Origin of the sequence: Streptococcus parasanguinis (genome assembly GCF_032163505.1) — a bacterium.
Lineage (GTDB): Bacteria > Bacillota > Bacilli > Lactobacillales > Streptococcaceae > Streptococcus > Streptococcus parasanguinis_V.
The window spans coordinates 1,549,849-1,572,056 of the sequence record NZ_CP134147.1; the positions used below are offsets into that span (position 1 = coordinate 1,549,849).

Consider the following 22,208-nt stretch of genomic DNA (forward strand, 5'->3'; position numbering starts at 1 on the left):
AGAAGGAACTATTTGTGAAAAAAAATAAACTTGCATTACTTGCATCGATGGGACTAGCTTCGCTTGTCTTCTTATCAGGATGCGTGAGTGTCGATCGGAAAACTGGAAATCCGACTGGATTGATCTGGAATCTTCTTGGCCGTCCAATGGGCGAAGCCATCAAATTCTTTGCCAACAACCTTGGCTTAGGCTTTGGGATCGGGATTATTATCGTCACCTTGATCGTACGGTTAATCATCTTGCCACTTGGTTTGTACCAATCATGGAAGGCAACCTACCAATCTGAAAAGATGAACTACTTAAAACCTATCCTTGGGCCAATCCAAGAGCGCATGAAGAACGCTAGCACACAAGAAGAAAAGCTATTGGCGCAACAGGAATTAATGGCTGCTCAACGTGAAAATGGAGTTAGCATGTTTGGTGGAGTTGGGTGTTTGCCACTCTTGATCCAAATGCCATTCTTCTCAGCTCTCTTCTTTGCAGCTCAGCACACCAAAGGGGTAGCAGATAGTAGCTTCCTTGGCATTGCTCTCGGCAAACCAAGCTTGCTCTTGACAGCAATCGTAGCAGTTCTTTACTATATCCAAAGTATGCTCTCTCTTCATGGAATTGAAGATGAAACCCAAAAGGAAAGCATGCGCAAAGCATCACTGATGAGTCCGATTATGATCGGTGTCTTCTCATTGATCTCTTCAGCCGGAGTGACTCTTTACTGGGTAGTCGGTGGGGTGATCCAAATTATCCAACAATTTGTCATCAACTACTTGATTCGTCCAAATCTTCGCAAGCGCGTCGCTGAGGAATACAAAAACAATCCTCCAAAAGCGACTAGTCACCGCGTGAAAAAAGATGTCACACCTACTGCAACGACACAAATCCAACACAAACCAAAAAACAACCGCAATGCAGGAAAACAACGCAATAGAAAGTAGTACAAACTACTAATTCTAGCGGTATACAGTAGCACTTGAACCCAAGGTTCAAGTGCTTTTTTTGATATCGTTCAGTCAGCAAAGAATTTTCACTCTCACAAAAAGATTAAGAGCACAAAAAAACAAGCCCTCTTGGAGAGCCTGCTTTAAGACCGTTTTTACCTAAGTAATGTTAAAAAATAAAATGATATAAACTATTAGGTTCATACAGCAGATACTGAAACTTTCCGCCGTGAGAAAAGTGCCTGAAACATAATTGTTTCAGGCACTAGGGGAGTTTTGAAACCTTAGGTTCAAAACTAAGTCATGGAACTTCGTAGAAGTTCGCTGACGTCCATACTCACTTAAGGAAAGTTTCTAAGAGAACTTTGTCTTTAATCTGAAACAGGCCCTCTTGGAGAGCCTGCATTTTATATTTACGCTGTTTTTTCTACGTTCAAAATTTTCACTTGGTAGCTTCCAGCTGGTGTCTCAACCGTGACAACGTCACCTGTCTTCTTACCAATCAAAGCGTGACCGATTGGGCTTTCGTTAGAGATCTTTCCTGCAAAGGCATCTGCCCCTGCTGAACCAACGATGCTGTATACTTCTTCATCTGTTTCGCCAACTTCTTGAACTGTAACGGTTTTTCCGATCGCAACTTCGTCTACTGCAACAGCATCACTATCGACGATTTCCGCATAACGGATTTTTGTTTCCAAGCTAGAGATTTGACCTTCAACAAAAGCTTGTTCATCTTTTGCTGCTTCGTACTCAGAGTTTTCTGAGAGGTCACCATATGAGCGAGCGATCTTGATCCGTTCTACCACTTCAGGTCGACGGACCAATTTCAATTCTTCTAATTCTAGTTCTAATTTTTCTTTTTCTGCTAGGGTCATTGGATATGTTTTTTCTGCCATTATTCTTCTCTTTCTATTATTTGAATGAAAAAGCTGTGGACGCGCCACATGCTTTTTCTAGTTTGAACTTGCTTGTGTCAATTTACTATTGACGTGTTCTTCAACATTTTTATTGTGTTCTTCGTATGTCTTAGCGAAGAAAACTTCACCATTTTCGACATTTGCGACAAAATACAAGTAATCGGTCTTACTTGGGTTCACCGCCGCTTCGATCGCTGATACTCCAGGGTTATCCACTGGGCCAGGCATCAAGCCGGTATTCTTATAAATATTATAAGGTGAATCCAGCTCTGTATTGATCGTTGCATCTTCTTTTAAGGTCGTCTTTTGACCAAGTTTCCCTTCTGCATAAAGAATTGCAATATTACTTTGCAAAGGCATGTCTTGGTTCAAGCGGTTATAGAAGACACTCGCGATATCTTTGCGGTCCTGATCCGTCGCCCCTTCTTTTTCAACCAAGGAAGCAAGAGTCAATACTTCGTTTACATTGATGTTCTTGCTCTCAAGTGTTTCATAGTATGGGCTTAAGTTTTGATCCATTGCCGCAAGCATCTGATCGATCATCTCTTTCACTGTGGTATCTTTCCCATAGTTATAAGTTGCTGGGAAGAGATAACCTTCTAAACGGTAGCGAACACCAGAATCCTTACTTGGCAGATTCGCCAAGAGCTTAGGATATTTGGCCACCATCTTCTCAATAAAGGCATCGTCTTGGACAGCCTTCAAGAAATCTTCTTTCTTAAATGGAGTCTTGCCTGCCTTCTTAGTGGAGACATTGGTGGTGATAGCCGTCGCAATCTGATCGATCGTATAACCTTCTGGAATCGTCACCTTTCCAAGAACTGGAGCCTGAGGAGTTTTGGTTCCCTCTTCTTGCAGTTTTTGGATGATGGTTTCTAGATCCATGCTCTTTTGCAAATTGAAATAACCAGATTTGAAATTGCTATAGTTCTTGAACTTGGTATAGTAGTTAAAGAACTGACCATTTTTCACGAGTCCTTTTTTCTCAAGGATCGCGCCAATCTCACGATTACTTGAACCTGCTGGAATCTCAACCGTTACGAATTCTGTTGCATTTTTATCCATCGGCTTGACAGCTGAATGGATATAGGTCACAGCAAAGATCCCTGTAGCTACGATCACAATCAGCAAAAGGCTGACTACTGTCCGCACAATTCGTTTAGCGATTTTATTTTGTTTCTTTTGTTTTTGTTGGCGCTGGTTACGAGAAGAGCGCGATAAGCTTTCCTCTACCGGTTCCTGACTTGGTTCTTTTTTAGCAGGCTTTGTAAGCTCACTCTTTTCTTCCACAGCAGGAGTCGCCTTTACCGGCTCCACTGGTTCTTCTTTGGGAGCCAACGCAGATTCTTCTACTTTTGGAGGTAGTGTTGCTTCTTCCTCCTCTTTCAGTGAAGAAGGGGTTTCAATACTTCGATCAGGTAGATCATACTCTTTTTCGATTTTTAGAAGTTGCTCATTGGCCTCTTCTAAGTCTCTGAGGATCTGCTCTTTGAAGCTTAATAACTTCTCACTGTCTTGTGATTTATCAGTCAAATAATTGACCTCCCTCATCATAATCCTTAATATTATATCTTAAAAGATTTAGAAAAGCAATACAAATCGCCTTTCTTCTTTAAAATACCTATTTAATCAAGTTTTTCATTTTCCCAGACCAGATTGTACCAAACTTCACCCGCATATTGGGATTCTGACCGGCCTTCATTGGTAAATCCTTGCTTTTCATAATAAGGAATCAAATAATCATGACAGGTCAAATTGATCCCTTGGCGATTATCTTTCAACGCAATCTCTTTCATCGCTTCAAGCAAAAGGGTTCCCACTCCAAGTCCTTGAGCTTCTTTAGCAATGGATAGACTCGTAATGGAAATAAAGCCCTGTTCTAACTGACTTAGATCTTCAACCTCTGAAAAAGAGGAATCGATCAAATAGCGCTCCGGTCTAACAGGTCCTTCTAAATAGCCTAAAATCTGACCCTGGCACTCTGCTACAAGAAATGTCGTTTGAATCTTTTCGATGTGATCTTTTAAAATCTCACGCGCAATCGCTTCTTCTTCTGAGAAATTCTCAAGCTCAATGCGCTCGATGGCATCCAAATCCTGCAGCTCTGCCTGTCTAATGTGAATCTTTTCTTTCATCATTTACTCCTTCTATCGTTCCCAAACCATATGGACACCTCGATCAGACTCAGCTTCATCTCGAAATCCTTGCTGGGAAAAATAAGATAGTAAGTCTTCTGGGCAATCGATCCAAATGGCTTCCTTTTCCTTTTGAACAGCTAGATCCTTTAAAGCAGCGATTAAAATAGAACCATAGCCTTGACCTTGAAAGGCTGGTCTCACTGCTAGTCGCAATACAATTAGGTCTCTTTTTAAAGGCTGGTCTTCTGTCGCCAACAAGTAAGCCACAGCATCCCCCGCCTGCTCTGCAAGCAAAGAAATGGCTTCCTTCGAACCTAGCGCTTCCTCAAGAGTGGCCCTGTGCTCCTTTCCTTCATTGCCATGAAGTTCTTCTTCTAGTAACAGCAGCTGTTCTTGATCAGCTGGGGTGATTGATCGAATCATCATCCTGCTTTCCTCATCTCATACTCCTTCATTGGACAGATAAATTTGAGTCTGGAATCAATCGATTCCAGACTCAATCATCTCTTATTGTACACTATGTGTCAAACTAGATAATAAACGCTCAAATGAGTATTCATAGGTTTGAATATCTCCTGCTCCCATAAAGACATAGACTGCATTATCATGGTCAAGAAGAGGAGAAACATTCTCAGCTGTAATAATCGCTGAGCGTTTGACAATTTTTGCTTCCAAATCTTCAACTTTCACATCGCCGTGATCGACTTCCCGTGCAGAACCATAGATCTGTGCCAAGTAAACAGCATCTGCTTGATTCAACGCTTCAGCAAATTCATCCAACAAGGCAATGGTCCGTGTAAAGGTATGTGGTTGGAAAATGGCCACAATCTCTTTACTTGGGTATTTTTGACGGGCCGCATCCAAGGTTGCAATAATTTCCGTTGGATGGTGCGCAAAGTCATCGATGATCACTGTTCCATTGACTACTTTTTCAGTAAAGCGACGTTTCACTCCAGCAAAGGTCTTCAAATGCTCGCGGACTAAATCTAAATCAAATCCTGCAATGTAAAGCAAACCAATGACTGCTGTAGCATTCATGATGTTGTGACGACCAAATGTTGGGATATGGAATTGCCCCAAATCTTCTCCACGGAAATGAACGTTGAAGGTTGAACCTGTCGTTGAGCGAAGCAAGTTGCTTGCCACAAAATCGTTCGTCTCCTTATCAAAACCATAGTAATAAATTGGTGCTGATGAGGTAATCCGACGCAATTCTTTGTCTTCTCCGTAGATGAAGAGGCCCTTACTGATTTGTTTGGCATAATCGTTAAAAGCATTAAAGACATCTTCCAAGCTCGTGAAATAGTCTGGATGGTCGAAGTCAATATTGGTGATGATGCTGTATTCAGGATGGTAAGGCATAAAGTGGCGTTCATACTCATCTGATTCAAATACAAAGTATTTGGCTGCTGCAGAGCCACGACCTGTCCCGTCACCAATCAAATAACTGGTATCAGTGATATTTGATAAGACGTGAGAAAGCATCCCTGTTGTTGAGGTTTTCCCGTGTGCTCCGGCAACCCCCATACTGACAAAGTCACGCATAAATTCACCAAGGAATTCATGGTAGCGTTTATAAGTTAGGCCATGCTCATCTGCATAAGCAATTTCCACATTGTTATCTGGACGGAAAGCATTCCCGGCAATGAGGATCTTGTCGCCTTCCAAATTTTTCACATCAAATGGATAAATTTGAATTCCTACTTGTTCCAAGCCACGTTGCGTAAAGTAATACTTCTCAACATCTGACCCTTGAACCGTATGTCCCATTTGGTGAAGCATGAGGGCTAAAGCACTCATCCCTGCTCCTTTAATTCCAATAAAATGGTATGTATTAGACATGTTTTCTCCTTATTCTTGATCTAGATGGGTTAAATCCAATTCTTGTTTGATTGGCTGTGGTTTCAACTTGTGCTGATCTTTATTGTATATTTGGCTAGTCTTTAAGAAATCATAATTGTTTTTCTTTTCAGTCGGTTCTGCCACTTCTGGTTCTCCTGCAGATTCGAACTCTGCAAGGATCAACTGATCTTGTCGTAATCGTTTGCTATATTTCAATAATTCACCCGGATTTTCCTTTTGGAAGGGAGCCGTTGGCTGACCAGGTTTTCGTTCAGAAATAAATGGTTTTTTCCGTTTACTTGTAGTAGCTGCTGGATCCGTTGTCAGATAGGGAGCTGTGCGTTTCTTTTTCAGATCTTCACGAGCGCGCTCTCTCGCTTCCTCTGCATAACGATTGGCTGGGCTTTTTTTATCAATCGGCTCTTTAAAATCAGGTTTTCTTACTGGCCGTCTTTTCGGTAGGGGCTCTTCTAATGGTTGGTGGTAAGGATGCTTAGGTTTGGTATTTTCAGCAATCGGTTGCCATTCCAAATAATTTTTATCCACATAGTCGCCTGTAATGTTACTAATCAAGTCTGTTTCATCATACAGGTTCATGTGGGGCATCTCTGTTAACATCAACTCATTATCCCCTACTTGAGGAAAATATTTTTCTGTCATGCTTTCTTCCTTTCGACACTCCATTAATTATAAACTATTCACAGAATTTTTCAAGCTATTCTGACTGAATTCCAAGAATCTCACGAATTTCCTCAACCGATAAACTAGATCGTGTTTCCGTTCCGTCTAAAATCGTTGAGACCAAGTGTCTTTTGGAAGCTTGTAGTTCTTGGATTTTTTCTTCGATCGTACCACGAGTAATCATGCGGTAAACTTCAACATTTTGTTCCTGTCCCATTCGATGGGCACGTCCAATAGCCTGGTCTTCCACTGCAGGATTCCACCACAAATCGACTAAGATGACCGTATCGGCACCAGTGAGGTTCAATCCAACCCCTCCAGCCTTCAGAGAAATGAGAAAAGCATGGCGCTCACCTGCATTAAAAGCATTGGTCATTTCTTGTCGATCTTTAGCGGGAGTAGAACCTGTGATTTTAAAGGAGGTCATGCCAAGCTGGTCAATCTCCTGCTCTAGGATATCCAGCATGCCTCTAAATTGAGAGAAGATCAAAACCCGGTGTTCGCCATCCTTGATTTGACCCAAAAGATCTCGAAGGCTCTCCAATTTCCCACTATCTCCCTGATAGTCTTCCATAAAGAGGGCGGGGGTATCACAGATTTGGCGAAGGCGCATGAGACCCGAGAGAATTTCCACCTTACTCCGATTTAGTTCTTCCTCGCTAGAGCTTCGAACCCGATCTTGAATTTGTTTTAATTGAGCCAAATAGATCGTTTTTTGGCTTTCATCCAACTCATTGTGGTAGGTTGTTTCAATCAAGTCCGGTAATTCTTGGAGCACTTCATCTTTTTTCCGTCTCATGACAAAAGGTTTGACAAATCGTGCAATGGTCTCAGGACTCAATTTTTGAAATTCTCTTTTAGCTGGGAAGAGCCCTGGAAGGACAATTTGGAAAATGGACCAGAGTTCACCCACATGATTTTCAATCGGTGTCCCAGATAGGGCAAACACATGCGGAACCTCAAAGCCACGTAAGTGTTGGGCAATCTTGGTTTGGGCATTTTTCATGACCTGGGCTTCATCTAGAATCAAGTACTCATACTGATTCTTCTGGTATTCCTCCACATCTTGACGAAAAGACGCGTAACTAGTGATAACTACCTGTGGATTGGTTGCGATGAGTTCATCTCGGTGCTGCTTGAGACCATAGACGACTGCCACTTCCATCTGAGGAGCGAATTTTGAAAATTCTTGTTTCCAATTGTAGATGAGACTAGATGGAGCTAGAATCAAGATTTTAGTTTCTTTTTTTGCGACACTGGTCAAGAAGGAAATAGTCTGCAGGGTTTTCCCAAGCCCCATATCATCCGCTAAAATACCACCAAAACCATAATGATTTAACATGGAGAACCATTTAACCCCTGTTTCTTGGTAATCCCTTAGGGTCGCTTGGATTGTCATCTGAGGGAGTTGGAAGTCTTCTGGATGAGTCAAATCATGAGCTAAATTTCGAAAGTCTTCTGAAAAATGAACATTGTCTTGATCTGCCAACAAATCAGATAGCTGATAAGCGGCAATCCGGCGGGCTTGTAGTTTCCCACCCTTGCTCATTTTCGCCCGCAGATCTGCTAAGGCTCGACTGATCTTCTTGGTTTCTTCATCAAAGACAAGAACTTTCCCTGTATGGCTGACAAAATAGTCTTTTTGCCCTACTAGAGCTTTGAGGACCTGGTCCACTTCGGCTGGATCCACACTTTCAAAGTCAAAACCGATCTCCAGTAGACTGCCATTGGTTTTAACATCAATTTTTGGACGCTCCACTTGATAAAGATCTAAAAGGCTATCAGAGAGGGTAACCTCTCCTAAGGCTTCAAAAGTCGGGATCTGTTGGTGAAAGAATGGATAGATTTGCTCACTTGATAAAGAACTTCTTTGGGAAGAAAAATCATCCGTAAAACCTGCTGCTAGCATGGTTGAAAAGACTTCTTGCTCCTTATCGAAATCACTAGAATAAGGAAGATTGAGAAGTTCCTCACGCGTGGTCACCACACGATCCTGGTATTGAAAGACAACATCCAGTAATACAGTCTGATCCTGTGCTAGATCAAAATGAAATTCCGGAGTGAAATCGTGGATTAAAAAGCTGGTCGGGGCTGTTATTTGTCCCAGTTTTTTGAACTCTTTTAAACTATAGGAAAGCTTTGTTTGGTCCGTTGGATCAAAATGCAGGCGTTTTTTGCGATCCTGATCCATTGGAAGATCTTGGATCGCCTTCCATAAGGTCCGCTGTTGGGGCGTCAGGTGATAGAAGACACCATTTCGAAACAGGTAAACAGCAGACTCGACAACCTTCACTTGTGGCTCAGTAATGATCAATTCGTAAAAATCACCATGGTCTTCCACCTGAAAATGAAAGAGATCTTCCTCCCCATGGACATCCTGAAAATAGACTTCAGAAAAATCATACAAGCTATATTGCAAGAGGAAGGAATCCAAATTCATCAGTAATTCTACAGCTTCTTCAAAGAGAGTCGGTGGAAAATAAAGATGGCGCCCAGCATTGGGAAAGAAATCTTGCTCTTTTGATCCACTATCTGTGACCAAGCCTTGTAGGAAATTGATCACATCCTGACTAGGTCCATCAAATTCTAAGTAAGAAATAGGTTCATAGTAACTTTTGCCAATTGCAAAGTGGCCTTCTTTCTGAAGGGTCTGCAAAAAAGCTAGCACATCTCTGATCACATAAGAACGCTCGTCTGGCAAGCGACGAATGCGAAGGGTCCACAAGAATTGACCAGAGTATTCATCCTCCTGCCCAACTGCCGATAAGACATAGCGTGTTTCTTTTTTTTCGATTTTTGGAAGTACCTGGTCTAAAAACAAACTTCCAAAAGAAACCTTCTCCTGCGTTTCTTCAGTCGCCGTGGCGTCTTCTTCAAGACTTGCAAGAGCTGCTTTCCCACTGTCATCATTCTTCAAGAAAGCTTCTACAGCTGCCAGATGCGTACAGAATTTTTTCTTTTGAAAGAAAGCACAGCTACAAAAAACAGCATCGTCGTCTAAACTGTACCGCAAGCTTTCTTCTTCCACCCGAAAATACAGGTATTTTTCTTTTACTTCCTGAAGGGAAACTTTCCCAGCTTCATAGAGAAGGCTCCCTTGTGAACGAACCTTCCCAGGAATTAATTTTGCCATGTTTACCACCTTAGATTAATCCCTTTATTATACCATATTTAAGATAAAATTAGAAAAGATAATTTTACTATTAAAAGGATTTTAACTTACTTTTAGAAAAAAACTGAGACAGTCTTGTCCCAGCTTTTCACCTGATTTCGTAACAGAGTTACCTCAATCAGCTATCCATGATTTTTCTCTTTTAACTGTTTGAGCGAACATTAGACAGAATAGGTAAATAGAGAGGAGAAAGATCCCGATAGCCCACAGAAAAAGACAAAAAACACGACCTATTGTTTAATAAAATCCCCAACAATAGGATCAAGAGCTCCAAGCTTACGATCGAACCGAGAAACAAGAGATACAGATAGATTTTAAATAATAAGTATACAAACCTAAAGCTCTCATGATCTTCATGAGTTTACTCTACTCATCCTTAAAAAAAGCATAAGGAATATAGAATATCCGGACTATGAAACTATGCATCTGACTATCCTCCACTTCATTTTACCAGCTTATTAAAAAAAGCAACGCTTTTGCGCTACTTTTAGTTGTTTTCATAGTTGGAAGAATGAGCGTTTTATCATTTGAAATATCCTTCTCCACTTTGATCCATTTGTCTCATATTCCCTACTTCCGTTTTCGCGCAATCAAATGGATTGGAGTTCCTTCAAAAACAAAGGCCTTGCGAATTTGGTTCTCCAAGAAACGGAGGTATGAGAAGTGCATCAGTTCTTCTTCGTTAACAAAGACCACAAAAGTTGGCGGCTTGGTTGCCACTTGTGTCGCATAGAAGATCTTGAGACGTTTTCCTTTGTCGGTCGGCGTTGGATTAATGGCAATGGCATCCATAATCACATCGTTCAAGACAGCTGAAGGAATCCGTGTATTTTGACTCTCACTGATCTGTTTAATCATCTCTGGCAACTTGTGCAAGCGTTGTTTGGTTAAGGCAGAGACAAAAACAATCGGCGCATAAGAAAGGTACTGGAATTGATCGCGAATGTCATCTTCCCACTGCTTCATGGTATGGTTGTCTTTTTCAATGGTATCCCATTTATTGACAACAATGATCATACCTTTACCAGCTTCATGAGCGAAGCCAGCGATCCGCTTGTCATACTCCCGAATCCCTTCTTCTGCATTAATGACCATCAAAACCACATCTGAACGGTCGATGGCACGCATGGCACGCATGACAGAATATTTCTCAGTGTTTTCATAGATTTTACCAGATTTGCGCATACCGGCTGTATCGATCATGGTAAATTCTTGGCCATCTGCATCGGTAAAATGGGTATCGATGGCATCCCGTGTAGTTCCAGCAACAGGGCTTGCGATAACGCGGTCTTCTCCAAGGATCGCATTGATCAAGCTTGATTTCCCAACATTTGGGCGACCAATCAAGCTAAATTTGATGATATCTGGATTTTCTTCTTCTGTGTCATTCGGAAGTTTTTCAATAATGGCATCAAGCACATCCCCAGTTCCGATCCCGTGGACAGAGGATACCGGTAGTGGCTCACCCAGTCCTAAGGCATAAAAGTCATAGATATCATTGCGCATCTCTGGGTTATCCACCTTGTTGACTGCAAGAATGACCGGTTTATGGGTCTTATACAAGATACGAGTGACATATTCATCCGCATCCGTGATCCCTTCTTTTCCAGAAACAACAAAGACGATCACATCTGCTTCGTTCATGGCGATTTCTGCTTGATGCTTGATTTGCTCCATAAATGGGGCATCTACGTCATCAATCCCCCCTGTATCAATGATACTAAATTTTCGATTCAACCACTCAGCTGTTGCATAAATGCGGTCACGAGTGACTCCTTCTACATCCTCAACGATGGAAATCCGCTCACCGGCAATCCGGTTAAAGAGCGTCGATTTTCCGACATTGGGACGGCCTACAATCGCAATAGTTGGTAGGGCCATGATTTCCTCTTTTCTAATGAAAGGCGAGATTTCGGTTCAAGAACGCCTCTCTTCATTTCATAATAGTTTGTGTTTTTCTAGTAGTTTTTTGGTCTCTTCTTGTTCAGGTTGACCAAATTGAGCTGCAAGGCGCTCGCTCCAACTGTCCGTTGCACGCGCTCCAGCATAATCTGCCTGAACCTTGTCATAGGCAGTCACAACTGATGGGTCTTGTTCTTGGTATTCTTCTTCAAAAGCAACCTGTTCCAATGGCAAACGTGGTTTCACTGCATGCTGCTGATTAGGTACTCCAAGAGCAATCCCAAAAACAGGGTAGGTATAGTCTGGCAGACGGAAGAGTTCTGCGACTTCTTCTGAACAGTAGCGCAACATGCCGATAATCACTCCACCATAGCCAAGACTTTCAGCTGCCAATAGCGTATTTTGAGCTGCTAGAGCCGCATCCACTGAGGTGATCAGTAAGTTGTCCACCCCTTCAGGATGGAAATCCCGCTCATGAAGTTTGACAGCTTTTTCAGCACGGTTTAAATCCCCAACAAAGAGGAGAAAGACGGCTGATTGGCGAATTGCTTCTTGAGGAAGCAAGTCATATAGAGCTTCTTTCTTTTCCTTGCTTTTGACCACAATCACAGAATAAGACTGAAAGTTTTTCCAACTTGATGCCATCTGCCCAGCTGATAAAATTTCCTTGAGGTCAGCTTCTTTGATGGCTTCTTCCTTAAAACGGCGAACAGAAAAATGAGATTTCATTAAACGGATGGTTTCATTCATCGGCGATTGACTCCTTCCAGATGGATTTCCTTGGCTAAAAATTTCACGCGCTCCATGACCCGTTTGGCCTGCCAGGTTTCATCTCCATTGCGCGAAGCTGCAAAATGACGTTCCAACTCTTCAAAATTAAAGTTAGAAGTAAAGAAGGTTGGGAGATTTTCCTGCATTCGGTGCTGCAAAATCACCTGTAAGATTTCATCTCGCACCCAGGCTGACATCTGTTCCGCACCGATATCATCGAGAATTAAAATTTCGGCTTTTTTCACCTGATCGACAGTTTCTTTGACCAAGCCTGAACTGATGGCATTTTTGACATCGATCGCAAAACTTGGGAAATGAAGTAAGGTAGTAGAGGCCTGGCGTTTTTCGGATAAATCATGAGCCAAGGCTGCCATCATGTAGCTCTTTCCTACTCCAAAATCACCATAGAGGTAGATCCCCTTTTGATATTCAGGATAGTTGGCCACAAAATTGGCTAATTCTTCAAAGGCCTCAAATCGTCCCTTATCATCGAGCTCTACCTTAGCTAGACTCGCCTCTTTCAAGGTTGAAGGGAGATTGATCAAGTTGAGACGTTGGTTGATCGCAGCTCGTTTTTGGGCTTCGATTAACTCTGGCGTTTCCTCATAAGCGACATCCGCATAGCCTTCATTCATGGTGAGGATGGGCTTATAACCTTTGGCAATATAATCCGGATCTCCCAATAAGAAACGGTTGCGTTCACTAATGTATTGATTAAATTTTGAAATACTACGACGAATTTCTTGCTCAGACAAAGACTGGTCCTTGATAAAGGCAGCCACTTCTTGGTCTGCCAAGATCTGTGCGACCAAATCCTCATAGTTAAATTGACGCGCACGGTTCATGTGAGACATGGTTTGACCTACACTTTCCATCTACTCACCTCCTTGATTCAGTTTTTCTAATAGGCGTTGTTTCTCTTTAGCAAGATCCACCTTTTCTGCTTGACTGGTTTGATTTTGATAGTTTGGTTGGCTCCACTTGGGAACATTGCTGTGCTTGCCCTTGGCTGATGTAGGACTCGTCCCCTTGTTTCCTTGAGCTTTAGCTTGTTCCTGGCGTTCTCGAACTTTTAAAATCGCTAGTTCTGCACTGTTGACCCCTTGATAAGAAAAATCATTTCCCACCTTCAAAGCATACTTTTCATTGAGATTAGCAGACTGGGTCTTGTTAAAGGTCAACAACAAGATAATATTGATCACCTCGTCTAGTAAGCCTAGATCAGCTAACTTGGATAAAGTCTTGCGTTCGCTCTGCGTAATGGTCGCATTGCGCGCCTTCTTAATCTCTGCTAGAAATTGTAGGCTGGATTTTGCCTTAGCTTCCCTCAGAATGGTTTCTTCCTGACGGCTATAGGACATGCGGGGTTGCTCTTGGCTCGCCTGAGCCAACTTTTGCTTCATTCTCTTTGGAGAGACAATCCGGTCTACAGCTGTTTCTTTGGCTAAAAGATAAGTTTCATACCAGGTCCATTGTTGCTCTTCTGCGATGGCAAAGAGGGCTAGGGTTGCTTCTCCTTCATCCGCAAAACGAAGTCCATCACGCCCCATCATTCGCTTAAACATCTCCATATCAAACTGCTGTTTCTTACTTGGAAGAACAGTCACCTCCCCAGCATCTAGTCCAAAGACTTGCGAGAAGGAAACTTGCCGTCTAGTTCCTAAAGAGCGTGCTGGGAGCAGATCCTCCACGGCCTTTTCCCCAATTTTTTTCTCAAGCAAGCGTTTATAGACGGCATTCGAAAAAAATTGTTCTGATTCAAGAGGAGCATGTAACTGAATGGTGATCCCAACTTCTTCCTCATAGAGATCGATCAACCCCATGGCAATTAACCGGTCAAAAGCCAGTAGCAACTGTGGAAATCCTATATTCAAATGATTGAGGATTTGAGCCAGTAAATATTGTTTTTCACCCTGACCATAAGAGGCGAGCAGATAACGATAAACCGTTACCGTTTCCGTCTCCAAAATAGGCAGGTAATATTGCTCCAATGCAGCCCCTGCCGGTGGAAGAAGATTATTTTTTAAAAATGCGAAAGGCGTATTGGGCTTCATCTATTTTTCCTTTTTCTTCTTGGTTCCCTTCGTAATTTGTTTCAAGAGGGTCTCTAACTCACCGACATCCTTGAAACTCCGGTAAACACTAGCAAAACGGACATAGGTGATCTCATCTAGATCTGCTAACTCATCCATGACCAACGAACCAATATATTCACTGTTGATTTCATTATCACTTTGGCTGCGAACCTTTTGCTCGATCCGGTTTACAATTTCTTCGATTTCGTCACTAGAAACAGGCCGTTTTTGAGCTGAGCGGATAATACCATTAAAGATTTTATCACGAGAAAATTGCTCGCGTGTCCCATCCTTTTTGACGACCACTAGAGTCCGCTCTTCCACTCGTTCGTAGGTAGTAAAGCGATAATGGCACTCTTCGCATTCCCTGCGACGACGGATGGTATTCCCATCTTCAGCTTGTCGACTATCCACCACACTAGACTTACTTCCACCACATTTTGGACAACGCATTTGCTACCTCCTTAAACTGTTTTAACACTTCATTTTACCATAAATTGAATCGTAAAGAAAGCAGAAGAACAGGAGAATCCCCTATACTTGCTCCTCATTGATCCATAAAAAAGAGTCGAAGGACGATTGAATAAAATCGTTTTCCTTTCGACTCTCCATTTATATTAAAGCGATAATTCAGCTTCTAAGCCATAGTGATCACTGACATGGGGTTTGTTTTGACCATCAAAAATGACATGTAGACGCTGGATGTCCCATTCTGGACTTGCAAAGACGTAATCGATTCGCAATGGAACTTGATTATCCGTCCAGCCATCGATTCCAGGACCTACAGTATAAGTCCCCTTTGTTTCTTTGGCTTCGATAAAACTATCTTGAAGTTTTAGCGAACTGGATAGAATCGTTTCATACCCTTCTTGACCAGCAGGATTATTGAAATCACCAGCTAGAATAAAAGGTTTGCCTACTTGGCTGAAGTAGTTCTCAATGCGTGGCCACTCAAATTGGAAACCTTTGTCCCACCAAGAAAGATGGACGCTGGCAACAGCAATCTCTTTGCCATCTACACTTGTATGGGCAACGGCTACTCGACGAGTATGGTAGTCCGTTGGATCATCCATATTGGATACCAAAATCTCATCCGCCTTCAAGGGTTGACGCGAAAGAACGGCTACACCCTCATTGAGGTGATCATAGCCAATATGGTTGTAGGCCCAAGTCCAATAATAGTGGAGTCCTTGAGCAGCTAACTCTTCAACCAATACGCGAACAAAGTGATCCTTGTGAATCGCTACAGATGACGGCAAGGCTTGATAATACTCATCTGTTTCGACTGCTTCTGAGGCCATTTCTTGATTGACCTCTTGGAAACAGATCACATCATATTGCGCTTCTAAAATTTGTTCCTTGAGGGTTTCAAATTTTTGCTGAGCATTCTCTTCCATCCAACTATGGGAATTTAATGTTAAAAATTTCATCCCCTGATTTCTCCTTCTCTCCAAATCAAGAAACGGCAAGAGGCCGGGTGCACTGTCCCAACCTCATTTTCTTTGCCGACGTCTCTTATAATTCGACCGTTGCAACTGGCGCATTTGCTGCCAATTTACCTGTATGTTCGACCTTAACCGATTTAATCGCATCTGCATTTGTGAAGACAACAATTGTTGAAGTTTCACGACCAGCTGCACGGATTGCATCAAGGTCTGCTTCTACCAAGAGGTCCCCAGCAGCCACTGTTTGACCTTCAGAAACTTTAACCTCGAATGGTTTTCCTTCAAGACTAACTGTATCTAGACCGATATGAACCAAGACTTCCAAACCATTATCTGTTACCAAACCAAGGGCATGTTTGGTTGGGAAGACACTAGTAACTTTACCAGCAACTGGTGAAACGATGTGGCCATTTTCAGGCTCAACTGCAAATCCGTCTCCCATCATTTTTTGTGAGAATACAGGATCTTTCACATCTTCGATGTTGATCACTTCACCATCTGCAACAGAGTTAACTTCATCAGTTACCCCTTTAAAGGTTGCTTCAGCCTTTTGAACTGCTGTCATTTGGCTAGGAAGTGTTTCAGGAATAACTTCACCTGAATCAAGAACGTCTTGGATATCAGATTTCAATACGTCAGCTTTAGGTCCGTAGATCGCTTGGACACCTTGTCCTTTCATGACAAGACCCATAGCGCCTTCAGCTTTCCATTGTTCTTCTGTTCCGACTTTTTCAGCGTCCTTAACGGTTACACGAAGACGAGTCATACATGCGTCAACGTCTACGATATTGGCACGTCCACCAAGAAGGTTAATAATGTTAATGACTTGTGAGCTTGCTGAGCTTGTAGCTGCACCTGCTGCTGCACCATCTCCTGCAGGGGCATCATCATTTTGTTCATAGTTACCGTTACGTCCTGGAGTTGCATAATTGAATTTCTTAATCATGAAGTTAGCAATGAAGTACATGATAAAGGCAAAGAGGACTGTTACCCATACAAAGTTAAAGATATCTAATGCCAAACCAGCATTGATGGCCATTGGGGTACGTGTCAAGAATTCGATTGAACCGAATGAGTGGACACGAAGGTGAACCAAGTCAGCCATTGCAAAGGCAGCCCCTTGAACAAGAGCATAGATGATGTACAATGGTGTAGCAATAAACATGAACATGTATTCAATTGGTTCTGTTACACCTGTCAAGAATGTTGCAAGGGCAGTTGCAAAAAGCATCCCTTTGTATTTTTCTTTTTTATCTGGATCCACATTGCGGTAGATGGCAACCACGATCCCCATCAAGATACCAAATGATCCGATCATTTGACCAACTTTGAAACGAGCTGGTGTGTAAGCATGAAGCAAGTGTTGGTATTGGCTAGGATCAGCTTTCTTCAAGTTGACAAGGTCTGTTACCCAAGCCAACCAAAGTGGATCTTGTCCAAATACAGTTGTTCCTTTGGCAGCACCTGTAAGAACTTGGTAGCTACCACCCAATTGAGTATAGTTGATTGGAATGGTCAACATGTGGTGAAGACCAAATGGCAAGAGAAGACGTTCCAAGGTACCAAACAAGAATGGTGCCAATACTGGAGCTGTTGATTGTGAGTTGGCGATCCAAACACCAAATCCATTAATTCCTGATTGAACTACTGGCCACAAGGCTGACAAAACCAAGGCTGTGAGTGCTGAACGTACGATAACAACGAATGGTACAAAGCGTTTCCCGTTGAAGAAAGAAAGGGCTTCTGGGAGTTTACGGTAGTTGTAGTATTTATTGAAGGCAGTTGCTCCAACGAAACCTGAGATAATCCCTACAAATACCCCCATATTAAGGGCTGGTGCTTCAAGAACACTGATGAAATAGTCCGCAACTTTAATCGATCCACCGAAGATTGTGTGAACCGTTGCAGTTTTATCAGCTAACGTTGCAGATGTCACTCCGAAAACTGCACCGGTAATACGGTTAATCAAGATGAAAGAGAGACCAGCTGCAAAGGCACCCCCTGCACGTTCTTTGGCCCAGCTACCACCGATAGCAAGGGCAAAGAGGATGTGAAGGTTTCCGATAACCCCCCAACCGATTTGTTCGAGAATTCCACCTGTAATAACAAGTGGAGCTAAATTCGGGTTGATCATAGGGATTGATTTCCCGATTGAAATCATCAACCCAGCCGCTGGCATGACAGCGATAACGACCATCAAGGCCTTACCGAACTTCTGCCAGAATTCAAAGCTAAATAAACTTTTGAATGATCCTTTGTTCATCATTCAACCTCCTTATATTGTTTAAGGCTTTGTTTTAAGAAAACGTTTGCGCTTAATTTGTTTCTAGTATACCACATTTTAAAAATTTGTAAAGCCTTACATTCATTTTTTTCTCTAAATTTTATCTTTTTTTATCTTTTTTAAGCCAAATCCTTTTTAAAGCTCATTCTTTTTCAACGCAAACGTTTTCCTTTAGACATAAAAATATTCGAACCCTCTAAGGGTTCGAATATTTTATTCTAATGCGTCTTGCATGGCATAGCCAATCCCACGAACGGTCTTAATATAGCTTTTTTGACCGGGTAGATCAATTTTCCCACGGAGATAACGGATATAGACGTCAACAATATTAGTCTCACCTGTACTCTCGTACTTCCAGACACTTTCCAACAACTGATCTCGTGTCACCACCCCTTTGCTTCCCATCAGAGTCGCTAAGAGATCATACTCTCTGCGGGTTAAACTAATCATGTCTTTCCCACGATAAACGGTATGGTGTTCCACATCAATGCGCAAATTGCGGTATGATGTTGGGATTTTCATCTGGCTACAATGTTGGTCAATATAATCACGTCCTCTAAAAATGGCTGTGATCTTATCTACCAAATCGCTGATAATAAAGGGTTTGACCATATAGGAAACAGCAAAGCGCTGAATACTCTCTTTGTGCTCAGCAATTTTTTCGCGGCTATCCAAAACAATCAAAACAGAAGCTGGGCGAATCTGACTGATTTCCTCTGCGAATCTTTCACCAGACATATCTGACAAATCGTAATTAAACAAGATCAGATCATATTTGGTCGCAGCAATCAAGGCCAGACCCGCTTTTCCATCCTCGACCACATCAACTTGGTACCCTTCTTTTTGAAGTTCCAAATCAATGAAGCGAGCAATTTGCTTCTCATTTTCTACTAGTAGAACTCGTTTGACCATAGAGCAAGATTATTTTTCATCGTACCAAGAATAGTGGAAGGTACCTTCTTTGTCTTTACGTTGGTATGTGTGAGCACCAAAGTAGTCACGTTGTGCTTGGATCAAGTTCGCTGGAAGATCCGCTGAACGGTAGCTATCGAAGTAAGTGATGGCTGCTGAGAAGGTTGGTACAGGTACACCTGCTTGAACAGCAAGAGCTACGATATCACGAACAGATTGTTGGTACTTAGCAGTGACATCCAAGAAGTACTCATCCAATAGAAGGTTAGCAAGATCTGCATCGCGGTTGTAAGCATCTGTGATCTTTTGCAAGAAACGAGAACGGATGATACATCCATCGCGCCAGATAGATGCGATGTCCGCAAATGGTAAGTTCCAGTTGTTTTCTTTAGAAGCAACACGCAATTGCGCAAAACCTTGTGCGTAAGAGATGATTTTTGAGAAGTAAAGGGCTTGACGAATTTTTTCGATCAACTCAGCCTTGTCTCCTTCAAATTTGAATGCAGCTGGTTTTGGAAGAACCTTGCTAGCGTGTACACGTTCTTCTTTGTAGGCAGAGATGTAACGGGCAAATACTGACTCAGTGATGAGTGACAACGGCACACCAAGGTCAAGCGCTGATTGGCTAGTCCATTTACCAGTTCCTTTGTTTCCTGCAGCGTCCAAGATGTAGTCTACGATTGGTCCATCTTGACCTTCGTCGTCTTTGCGTTTCAAGATATCCGCAGTGATTTCGATCAAGTAGCTGTCCAATTCACCCTTGTTCCATTCAGTGAAGATTTCAGCCATGTCTTCTGCAGAAAGTCCAAGCAAGTGTTGCATGAGGTCATAGCTTTCTGCGATCAATTGCATATCCCCGTACTCGATCCCGTTGTGGACCATTTTCACGTAGTGACCAGCTCCATCAGGACCGATGTAAGTCACACATGGTTTTCCATCTTCAGGCGCTTTTGCAGAGATTTCTTCAAGAACGTCAGCTACCAAGTCATACGCTTCTTTTTGCCCACCAGGCATGATTGAAGGACCTTCAAGGGCACCTTTTTCCCCACCAGATACACCAGTACCAATAAAGTTGATTCCTGAGTTCGCCAATTCTTCATTACGACGGATGGTATCTTTATAGAAAGTATTTCCTCCGTCGATCAAGATGTCACCTTTATCCAAGTGTGGAAGAAGGGCTTGGATAGTTGCGTCTGTACCAGGTCCTGCTTGAACCATGAGCATGATACGACGTGGTTTTTCGATTGAGTTTACGAAGCTTTCGATATCATAGCTTGGCACAAAGTTTTTATCAGGGTGGCAAGCAATTACATCTTCTGTTTTTTCTTTACTACGGTTATAAATGGCAACTGTGTAGCCACGAGATTCGATATTAAGGGCAAGGTTACGACCCATTACGGCCATACCAACAACACCAAAGTTTGCTTTAGTCATGTGACACTCCTCTTTATAGTTTGCCTTTATTCTACCATTTTTCCTCCTCAAAAGAAAGCAGAAAATAGCTTCCCGCCTTCTCCAAGAGGGAGAAGATCATGCAAGTCATTTGATCTTAAAAACAAAAGTGCCCGAGAAACAGTTCTCAGACACTTCTTGATGAATGGCATTATTCTTCTTTAGAAGCTAACTCCTCTGCTTCAATGACCGGTTGTTCTCCTTCTTTGAGTTTATTGACCGTCATATTGACCCCAAGGGCTCCTGCTAGCAATTGACGAATATCAAATCCGGCTCCTTGAGAGACTTGGTCGATACTTTGCATAATATCGCCCACCATCTTAGAAGCATTGCCTTCCCCGTACATGGTGATCTTATCAACCTTGGTTAATGGTTCTGCGACAGCACGCGCAATTTCAGGCAACTTGTCAACGACCATTTCAGTAATGGCTGCTTCTTGCATTTTCTTCATCGCTTCGGCCTTTTGGTCCAAACCTTTGGCTTCGGCTTCCAGTTTCAAGCGAATAGCTTCAGCCTCGGCACGACCTTTGGCTTCAATAGCTTCGGCCTCTTGCAATTGGGCAAATTTCTCAGCTTCGGCTTGGGCTTTCCGAGCTTCGGCTTCTTTTTGTGTTTCGAAGAGTTCAGCTTCGGCCTTGCGTTGGCGTTCGATCAATTCTGCTTCTGCAGCTTGTTGACGCGCATATTTTTCAGCTTCAGCTTGTTTGCGGATGTTGGCATCCAATTCTTGCTCACGAACCTTAACTTCGCGCTCTTTGACTTCCGCTTCTTTTTCCTGTTTCATGATATTGGCTTCGGCTGCCACGCGCTCTTGTTCACGACGTTGCACTTCTGCCTCAATTCCTTTAGCGGCATCTGCTTTTGCTTGGGCAATGTCTGCTTCTTGCTTGAGGGCTGCTTGTTTGAGTTTCAGTTCATTTTGTTTTTGCGCAATTTCAAGATCGGCAGCGACGCGTTTGTCGTTAGCCAATTTATCTTGTTCTGCTTCGACTTCCTTGCGTTCACGTTCTGCTTTGGCTTTGGCAATCAAGGCATCTTTCTTAATGGTTTCAACATTTTCAATCCCAAGGTTATCGATGACTCCCCCTTCATCAGAGAAGGATTGAACCGTAAAGGCGATGACTTCTAGACCCATTTTAGCCAAGTCTGGCGCTACGTTGTCTTGCACTTTTGAGGCAAACTCTTGACGGTCATTGACCATCTTACGGAGCTCCATCTGACCGATCACTTCCCGCAAGTTTCCTTCCAAGACATCTTGGACAGAATTGGAAATATCTGTCGTATTCCAGTTCAAGAAGTTTTCTGCAGCCCGGGCAATCATTTCATCGGTTGTACCAATTTTTAATTTAACAGCTGCATCGGCACGGACGTTAATGAAGTCCAGTGTTGGGACTGCTTCTGACGTCCGAACATCTGTCGAGAATTGCTCAATATCAAGATAAGAGCGTTGTTCGACAAAGGGAATCATAAAGCCAGCTTTCCCACGCAAGTGACGTTGCTTCCGAAGACCGGTAATGACCACGACTTCGTTGGGTTTAGCGTTCACATAACCTTTAACAAGCAAAATCAAAATAATAACTGCGACTATTAGGCCGGTAATCAACCAACCTGGAATAAATAAATTATCCATACTTTTTCTCCTTTTTAGAGGTCTCCCCTCTGTTATTTATTAATCCTAGTAT

Annotated in this window: 18 protein-coding genes; 1 reads left to right on the plus strand and 17 read right to left on the minus strand. The window is 42.6% G+C overall.

The features are described 5' to 3' along the window. Positions 1 to 14: 14 nt before the first annotated feature. A complete protein-coding gene (gene yidC, locus RIN70_RS07830) occupies positions 15 to 932 on the plus strand; it encodes a membrane protein insertase YidC (RefSeq protein WP_003008377.1) in 918 nt (305 codons plus the stop codon). A 416-nt stretch (positions 933 to 1,348) separates the two neighbouring features. On the opposite strand, the gene greA is transcribed toward yidC, so the two are convergent. The 17 genes from greA to RIN70_RS07915 all read right to left on the minus strand — a co-directional run bounded on the left by greA (position 1,349) and on the right by RIN70_RS07915 (position 22,156). Beyond that, positions 1,349 to 1,831, minus strand: coding sequence for a transcription elongation factor GreA (gene greA, locus RIN70_RS07835; protein ID WP_013904027.1), 483 nt, complete (start codon positions 1,829 to 1,831; stop codon positions 1,349 to 1,351). 57 nt (positions 1,832 to 1,888) lie between these two features. Further along, positions 1,889 to 3,418, minus strand: coding sequence for an endolytic transglycosylase MltG (gene mltG / locus RIN70_RS07840; protein ID WP_457853204.1), 1,530 nt, complete (start codon positions 3,416 to 3,418; stop codon positions 1,889 to 1,891). Between the two features lie 59 nt (positions 3,419 to 3,477). After that, the gene (locus RIN70_RS07845) at positions 3,478 to 3,987 is read right to left on the minus strand and encodes a GNAT family N-acetyltransferase (protein ID WP_176745539.1); all 510 of its coding nucleotides are present in this window, start codon (positions 3,985 to 3,987) and stop codon (positions 3,478 to 3,480) included. 12 nt (positions 3,988 to 3,999) lie between these two features. Further along, entirely contained in the window at positions 4,000 to 4,416 is a 417-nt protein-coding gene (locus RIN70_RS07850) for a GNAT family N-acetyltransferase (protein ID WP_024054776.1), read from the minus strand. A gap of 81 nt (positions 4,417 to 4,497) precedes the next feature. After that, the gene (murC, locus tag RIN70_RS07855) at positions 4,498 to 5,832 is read right to left on the minus strand and encodes a UDP-N-acetylmuramate--L-alanine ligase (RefSeq protein WP_024054775.1); all 1,335 of its coding nucleotides are present in this window, start codon (positions 5,830 to 5,832) and stop codon (positions 4,498 to 4,500) included. Positions 5,833 to 5,841: 9 nt separating this feature from the next. Beyond that, entirely contained in the window at positions 5,842 to 6,492 is a 651-nt protein-coding gene (locus RIN70_RS07860; RefSeq protein WP_003017389.1) for a divisome accessory protein ZapJ, read from the minus strand. A gap of 55 nt (positions 6,493 to 6,547) precedes the next feature. Beyond that, the gene (locus RIN70_RS07865) at positions 6,548 to 9,646 is read right to left on the minus strand and encodes a pilus expression-regulating Snf2 family helicase (RefSeq protein WP_272143934.1); all 3,099 of its coding nucleotides are present in this window, start codon (positions 9,644 to 9,646) and stop codon (positions 6,548 to 6,550) included. A 609-nt stretch (positions 9,647 to 10,255) separates the two neighbouring features. Further along, positions 10,256 to 11,566 (minus strand): ribosome biogenesis GTPase Der, encoded by a 1,311-nt coding sequence (gene der / locus RIN70_RS07870; protein WP_272143937.1) that lies wholly within the window; start codon positions 11,564 to 11,566, stop codon positions 10,256 to 10,258. Between the two features lie 57 nt (positions 11,567 to 11,623). Then, positions 11,624 to 12,337 carry a nitroreductase family protein gene (locus tag RIN70_RS07875; protein WP_272143940.1) on the minus strand — a complete coding sequence of 238 codons (714 nt, stop codon included), beginning with the start codon at positions 12,335 to 12,337 and terminating at the stop codon, positions 11,624 to 11,626. Next, entirely contained in the window at positions 12,334 to 13,233 is a 900-nt protein-coding gene (dnaI, locus tag RIN70_RS07880) for a primosomal protein DnaI (protein WP_003008404.1), read from the minus strand. The genes RIN70_RS07875 and dnaI overlap by 4 nt, the downstream gene beginning before the upstream one ends. After that, entirely contained in the window at positions 13,234 to 14,412 is a 1,179-nt protein-coding gene (locus tag RIN70_RS07885; RefSeq protein WP_272143942.1) for a replication initiation and membrane attachment family protein, read from the minus strand. Continuing rightward, the gene (gene nrdR / locus RIN70_RS07890) at positions 14,413 to 14,886 is read right to left on the minus strand and encodes a transcriptional regulator NrdR (protein WP_003005476.1); all 474 of its coding nucleotides are present in this window, start codon (positions 14,884 to 14,886) and stop codon (positions 14,413 to 14,415) included. A gap of 164 nt (positions 14,887 to 15,050) precedes the next feature. Beyond that, the gene (locus RIN70_RS07895; RefSeq protein WP_155199919.1) at positions 15,051 to 15,863 is read right to left on the minus strand and encodes an endonuclease/exonuclease/phosphatase family protein; all 813 of its coding nucleotides are present in this window, start codon (positions 15,861 to 15,863) and stop codon (positions 15,051 to 15,053) included. Positions 15,864 to 15,948: 85 nt separating this feature from the next. Further along, positions 15,949 to 18,141: a PTS transporter subunit IIBC gene (locus RIN70_RS07900; protein ID WP_313790778.1), complete on the minus strand. Its 2,193-nt coding sequence runs from the start codon at positions 18,139 to 18,141 to the stop codon at positions 15,949 to 15,951. Positions 18,142 to 18,375: 234 nt separating this feature from the next. Next, positions 18,376 to 19,074 carry a response regulator transcription factor gene (locus RIN70_RS07905; protein WP_313790517.1) on the minus strand — a complete coding sequence of 233 codons (699 nt, stop codon included), beginning with the start codon at positions 19,072 to 19,074 and terminating at the stop codon, positions 18,376 to 18,378. A 9-nt stretch (positions 19,075 to 19,083) separates the two neighbouring features. After that, complete coding sequence (gene gndA, locus RIN70_RS07910) at positions 19,084 to 20,508, minus strand: NADP-dependent phosphogluconate dehydrogenase (RefSeq protein ID WP_003004949.1); 1,425 nt, start codon at positions 20,506 to 20,508, stop codon at positions 19,084 to 19,086. Between the two features lie 169 nt (positions 20,509 to 20,677). Further along, a complete protein-coding gene (locus RIN70_RS07915) occupies positions 20,678 to 22,156 on the minus strand; it encodes a flotillin family protein (protein ID WP_272143948.1) in 1,479 nt (492 codons plus the stop codon). Positions 22,157 to 22,208: the final 52 nt, after the last annotated feature.